Source organism: Microcoleus sp. LEGE 07076 (assembly GCF_015207455.1).
In the GTDB taxonomy this organism is placed as follows: domain Bacteria; phylum Cyanobacteriota; class Cyanobacteriia; order Cyanobacteriales; family Microcoleaceae; genus Microcoleus.
The window spans coordinates 1-4,917 of sequence record NZ_JADEWV010000316.1; the positions used below are offsets into that span (position 1 = coordinate 1).

Consider the following 4,917-nt stretch of genomic DNA (forward strand, 5'->3'; position numbering starts at 1 on the left):
TCCCCAAACACCGCCCCAAGCAGCATCCCGAACAATGCGCTCAAAGTTGCCCACCGGAGCCCTGGGCGCAGGAGTCCGACTTCGAGAAGACATCGGCATCGGTAGCAGCGGCACTGCGTACTGGCCGAGTTGGCGCGGCAGCCCGGTCGAAGAATATTGGCGGCGCGGTGTCGGGGAACTCGCAGCAGGCGGCGCCTGCGGCTTTTTACGCTTGGCTTTGGCCGGCTGCAAGTGCACTCCGCTGTTGACTGCGCTGCGCGAAGGAAACGGATCGCGGCCTTTGAGGAGTTTTGCCCGATCGCACCAAGGGCACCGACTCAGATGATTTCCGTATTTGTGCTGAGTATTTTTGCTGCAAGTAATCAGAGAATCTTCCGCTTCCCGAATCGCATTCACCCAAGTTTTCGCATCCGGGCGCGCCGCCGGATTGCCGTGTCCTTCCTCAAAACAGCGCACAAACATCTGTCGCAGCCGGGGATGCAGCATCTCCAAAGGAGGCGCAGCGGGCATTGGGCGGTAAGGAATCCGCTTCGTACCGGTGGGGAAATGGCCCGATCGAATTCTCGCCTCCAAAGACGGCGGTTCGTCGCTACCGAGATAAACCCCCGCAAACGGGTGCGTACCTTCCATCAGCAATTGAAAAATTAATACCGCTAAACCAAACAAATCGTGCTCTGGAGCTCGATCGATATCCCGAAAAGTCTGTCCCTGCAATTCCGGCGGCGTAAACTCCGGCTTCCCCACGGGACACCGGTAGACGTAACCCGTATAAGGATCGCGCACTTGAAACGAATCGGTGTCTACCAGCGTTACCAAAGCCGTATCCGTCACCAGAATGTTCGACTCGTTCACGTCGCCGATGACGTAACCCCTGACGTGGAGGGCGTTTACAGCCGAGGCTAGATTTCGGGCAGTTCGGTGGAGGTAAAGATAGCTAAATAGCGGTTTTTGTTCGCGCCTGGTTTTGGGAGTGTAGAAAGTGTGTATCGGCAGCACTTTCTTGACGCGCGGCATCACAAAACCGACGATTTTTTCGCGCCCGCCCACAGTATGCAGCAAATCGACCGGCCAAGCAATTGAAGCGTGTCCCGGTTCGGCGATCGGCGCATCCGGCGGCATACTGAACATGACTGTGAGTTTGTCGCCGTCTTCGTCTGTCGGTTTGTGGTAGATTTTTGCTACTAGGGACGAGTCTTGGGCGATCGGGTAGATTCGACCTTCACCGCCGCTGGCGATCGCACTTTTAGTGTCGATCGCGATCAGTTGTCCGCTAAATTGGCGCTGCAACTGCATAGAATTCCGTTAGGGGATAGAGGATTTGGGAGTCAACAGCACTAATTGATACTCCTCGACCGATCGGGCACGAGGATTCTTAAGACATTACGACCTTAATATCCCTATTGCTAGGGTTCCCTTGCCTCGCTCACCTTTGCTTTTTGAGCGCGGTGATATCTTTTGGGGGTTTAAATACATATTACCAGGTTGGTAGGGTCGAGGGAATTTTACCAAACTCCCCCTCCCATCCGAAACCGTGGGTGCACACTTTTACCCTACGTGCCTATTCAAAGTGTTTTCCTTTGTCACTACAAAACTTCCTAACTCCACCACCTTCTGTAGTAATTAATCTAACCGAATATTGGAATAAATATTTTTTTTCTCAACATTTTTAAGCTTTTGTTACCTTGATTCGCGACTCAGCCGCGGCGTCGATTAGACATTAAAAACTTGAACAATCAGAGATTTGTTCTCGCATTCAATCGGGACACTCGCACCAAACTCGAATATTTTCGGCAAGCGCGACTGAAGTTGGGGGCTTCTATCCGTTTTTTGGCTGCCGATACACTAGTCGGTGTCTTTTTGTATTTTCAACTGTTTCGCTGCTCCCGAATCCGCAGAACATTCTTGTTAATTGCTCGTTGCTTAATAGTGAGTAGCGACCAATTACCAATTACTAACTAGGGCTTGCTGATTTAACCAAAAACTTAGATACCTCAATGGATTGAGAGGGAGTAAAAGTAAAGAATATGCAAAAAATCAGCTTTTAGATTATCAAAATTCAATCTTTTTCAACGATTACTGACTATTCTTACATCCCCTAATTCTGACTTCTGACTTCTGACTCCTAACTCCTGACTCAAGGCCTGAACGAAAAGACTTTTTCAACAAGCCCTAACTACTCACTATTAATGATTGGTAGATCGATCGCTCGATTGTGCAATCGCAAAGGTGCAAGCCATCGCAGTTTTTGCTAGGATTGTTTCTTCCTGTTCAAACTTCCTGGTGGATGTAATGATTTCTGGTGTTTACACGTTGAGAGAACTTGAAGAGGCGATCGCATCCGCTGCCGATAACTGGCGTCCGATCGTGTTTACTAACGGGTGCTTCGATATTTTGCACTGCGGACACGTCCGCTATTTGCAGGCTGCAAAAAAATTGGGTCGCACCCTCGTAGTGGGCTTAAATAGCGACGAGAGCGTGCAAACTATCAAACCGCAGCAGCCGGGATTGCCGCCCCGCCCGATCGTACCGGAAAATCAGCGAGCCGAAGTATTGGCAGCCCTGAAACCAGTAGATGCGGTAGTAATTTTTTCCGAAATTACAGCAACTAAACTGATAAATATCCTAAAGCCAGATATATACGTTAAAGGAGGCGACTATCAACTCGAAACTCTGCCGGAAGCACCGGCGGTTATCGCCACAGGTGGTAAGATTTCCTTGATCGAAATAGAAGTTCTGAGTTCTACCAGTGCCATCGTCCAACGCATTTTGCATTTAGGCGCTTAACCCCGGATCGCAAACAGCAAATAGTGAGTTAAACTCATAAATTGCCCCATCAAAAATACTAAAGTGTGGCTGCTCGTACAACTTCATCTTAATGGCTAGGCAGGAGATAATTTTAATGGAACTCACAAGCAATAACACGATCGCGGAAATTCTCGAAAAACACAAAGCAGAGCTACTAGCCGACTGGCTCAAAGAACTACAAAATAGCGGGCTGCGGCGGGACGACTTAATGAGAGCCAAAGAATTGCGATCCGAGTGTCAAGAGTTCCTGCAACTGCTCCAAATAGCATTGCAGCAAGGTAACTTTAGCGACATCCAGACACCCGAATGGGAAAATATGCGGCTGCTGCTAGCAGAAGTTTCGCGATCGCGCGTTCAGAGAGGCTTTACCCCCTCAGAGATCGCCAGTTTTATTTTATGCTTCAAAAAGCCATTGTTCGATCGGCTTTGTCACGAACTGACACAAAACCGCGACGCACTTGTCGAAAAACTTTGGCTTTCCACCAGCTTATTAGACCAACTAGGCCTGTGGGTGACAGAAATCTTTCTCAAAGCTCGCGAAGAAGTAATCGAACGCCAGCAGCAAGAAATGCTCGAATTGTCAACACCCGTAGTCAAACTTTGGCAAGGAATTCTCGCTTTACCCATGATCGGGACACTCGACAGCGCCCGCACTCAAATAGTCATGGAAACTCTGTTGCAGGAAATCATGGAAACCGGCTCAGAATTTGCAATTTTAGACATTACAGGCGTGCCGACTGTTGACACTTTAGTCGCTCAACATTTATTAAAAACCGTCGCCGCCGCCCGTCTCATGGGTACTGAGTGCATCATCAGCGGCATTCGCCCGCAAATAGCTCAAACCATAGTTCATTTGGGAGTTGACTTGCAGGATATTCTGACAAAAGCGACTTTGGCAGATGCTTTTAAAGTCGCTTTGCAGCGCCAAGGTTTAACTATAAAAAGTCTCAATGAGGAAAAATAAAAAATAATGCAATCTGGCATTAAAAATCAATAAAAAACTCAAATAGAGGTGAAGTGTTGGAACGGATTCCGATCTTGCAAATGGGAGAATTTCTGCTAGTAACAATCCAAGTAGATATGCACGATCGCTTGGCAATGACGCTGCAAGAAGACCTGACAAACCGGATAGTAAAAACCGGAGTCAAAGGTGTGTTAATCGAAATTTCTTCCCTGGAAATTGTCGATTCTTTTATCGGTCGCATTATTAACAATATCGCTACAATGTCGCGAATATTAGATGCTGAAACAGTGGTAGTGGGGATGCAGCCAGCGGTGGCAATCACGCTCGTTGAATTGGGGCTTTCTCTGACAGGAGTTCGCACAGCTTTAACCGTTGAAAAGGGGATGAATTTGTTGCGAAAATCCTTAGATTTTTCGACCTAGGCGGAAGCTTTAGCAGTCGAGAACTTGTCCCCCGGCTGAGGGACAGGGAGTAAATAAACCCGGTTTGTAGATAGCTGGTTGACCAACTCAAGATTTCTGAGGGTGGGAAACTTGGTTGATCAGGGTAAGTCTTATGTTTTGTGGAGAACTTCTATTTTGGTACAGCAGGCGTCATGTCAAAACGCGAGACATTAGAAATTCGATCGTCCTCCGATATAGTCCAAGTCCGACAGCAAGTGCGAACTTGGGCTGTAGCAATGGGATTCGGCTTACTAGACCAAACAAAAATCGTTACCGCAGCCAGCGAACTCGCCCGCAATACTGTAGACTACGGCAAAGGGGGAACAGTAACTCTCGAAACGATCCAATCAGGGAAACGTCAAGGGCTGCGGCTGATATTTGAAGACAATGGCCCGGGAATTCCAGACATCGAATTGGCAATGACTGACGGTTATACTTCCGATCGCGGTTTGGGCTTGGGGCTGGGCGGTTCTAAGCGGTTGATGCACGAGTTTGAGATTGCTTCTAAAGTAGGTAAGGGGACTAAAATTGCGATCGTCCGCTGGCGGTGAGAGGCAAGATTCGGAAAATATTCAGGCTTGACTGGGAGCATCTCATTTTTGTAAAATATTTTTTTGTTTAACTCGCATTAAAACTTGGACACAGAGGTTTTCGCTGGACTTGTTTCTGGTAATTAATAAACCTTCATCGGGCATGGGGCATGGG

The 4,917-nt window shown here is 48.0% G+C and carries 5 protein-coding genes; 4 read left to right on the forward strand and 1 reads right to left on the reverse strand.

Translation table 11 applies throughout. The features are described from left to right. Window positions 1-1,293, reverse strand: a 1,293-nt coding sequence (locus IQ270_RS28080; RefSeq protein ID WP_368670146.1) for a helix-hairpin-helix domain-containing protein, incomplete at its 3' end; no start/stop codon positions are given. 996 nt (window positions 1,294-2,289) lie between these two features. On the opposite strand from IQ270_RS28080, the gene rfaE2 reads away from it, so the two are divergent. The 4 genes from rfaE2 to IQ270_RS28100 all read left to right on the forward strand — a co-directional run bounded on the left by rfaE2 (window position 2,290) and on the right by IQ270_RS28100 (window position 4,763). Continuing rightward, window positions 2,290-2,784, forward strand: a complete 495-nt coding sequence (gene rfaE2, locus IQ270_RS28085; RefSeq protein ID WP_193976416.1) for a D-glycero-beta-D-manno-heptose 1-phosphate adenylyltransferase — start codon at window positions 2,290-2,292, stop codon at window positions 2,782-2,784. Window positions 2,785-2,899: 115 nt separating this feature from the next. Continuing rightward, a complete protein-coding gene (locus IQ270_RS28090; RefSeq protein ID WP_193976413.1) occupies window positions 2,900-3,769 on the forward strand; it encodes an STAS domain-containing protein in 870 nt (289 codons plus the stop codon). Between the two features lie 53 nt (window positions 3,770-3,822). Next, complete coding sequence (locus IQ270_RS28095; RefSeq protein ID WP_339384399.1) at window positions 3,823-4,191, forward strand: STAS domain-containing protein; 369 nt, start codon at window positions 3,823-3,825, stop codon at window positions 4,189-4,191. 173 nt (window positions 4,192-4,364) lie between these two features. Further along, the gene (locus IQ270_RS28100; protein WP_193976415.1) at window positions 4,365-4,763 is read left to right on the forward strand and encodes an anti-sigma regulatory factor; all 399 of its coding nucleotides are present in this window, start codon (window positions 4,365-4,367) and stop codon (window positions 4,761-4,763) included. Window positions 4,764-4,917: the final 154 nt, after the last annotated feature.

Bases quoted from the DNA above. Each gene is read 5' to 3' on its own strand.
- IQ270_RS28100 (WP_193976415.1), top strand. From the start codon at position 4,365: ATGTCAAAACGCGAGACATTAGAAATTCGATCGTCCTCCGATATAGTC.
- rfaE2 (WP_193976416.1), top strand. From the start codon at position 2,290: ATGATTTCTGGTGTTTACACGTTGAGAGAACTTGAAGAGGCGATCGCA.
- IQ270_RS28090 (WP_193976413.1), top strand. From the start codon at position 2,900: ATGGAACTCACAAGCAATAACACGATCGCGGAAATTCTCGAAAAACAC.